Here is an 876-nt window from a genome sequence, read left to right on the forward strand (position 1 = left end):
TTGCGCCATTCTTTCGGTCGCTGAAAACTTGATGCCCATATACCCTTTTTTTTCCTTCTGGCTTCTTGCTCTTCTTTGGGGTATTCATAATAACTTACAGCCCAACCATTCTGTACAAGCGTTGCGTTGATATTTCTAACTTGTTTCGTTTGACATGTTGCAAGGATACGGCGATATTTATCTGTTTTATGCCAGTGACATGTGACCGTTTGATTTTCGAGTAGTTGTTCTAAATATTTTTTTGCCTCAAGCCCACAAGGGTATTGTGCATCTTTTTTTCCACAAAATTGGTGGAGTTCAGGAGCATCAATTCCGACCAATCGAATCTTAATGGAAGAAATCGTGATGGAATCGCCATCAACGATTAATGCCTTGCCTTCAACAGAATTATGAGAAGAAAATTTTTCTTTTTGAGGAAAGGGTTGAATCTGCTTAAAATAACTTGCCATAATGATAAGAATGCTAGCAGCGATAAAAATACTAAAACTGATAATTTTTTTTAAGCTTCTTAGATGAAAATGAGAAAGAATTTTTTTCATGAAATAAAAGAAACTTCTGCTATCATTATAACGCAATCTATTGAGTATTGCTTATAATTCTTTCAAAAATTTTATTCACATAACGAAACAAAACGCTGTTTTAATGACAAAATTTTGTTAAATATCATAACAATCCAATACCCATATAGTGTTGATATGTAAGCAACTTACAAAATAAATCAACTCAGCCAAATCTGTATAAAGCATCTAAATTTAAAGTTAGACAGATTTTAAAGCAAATTTTTTAAGATACCAAAAAACACTCTCCAGAAAATAACTTTGAAGAGGAATAACGCCACATTTCCTTTGGAGCATAAAACCTATCAAGAATGATTGG

1 protein-coding gene is annotated in these 876 nt (G+C 32.8%); it reads right to left on the minus strand.

Annotation, left to right across the window (positions count from 1 at the left end; translation table 11 throughout):
* The coding region (locus ACFINC_RS10165) for a thermonuclease family protein (protein ID WP_375617136.1) at positions 1 to 539 on the minus strand (539 nt) is incomplete at its 3' end.
* Between the last annotated feature and the right edge of the window lie 337 nt (positions 540 to 876).

The sequence above is a fragment of the Bartonella sp. AP58NXGY genome (genome assembly GCF_042195785.1).
GTDB lineage: Bacteria > Pseudomonadota > Alphaproteobacteria > Rhizobiales > Rhizobiaceae > Bartonella.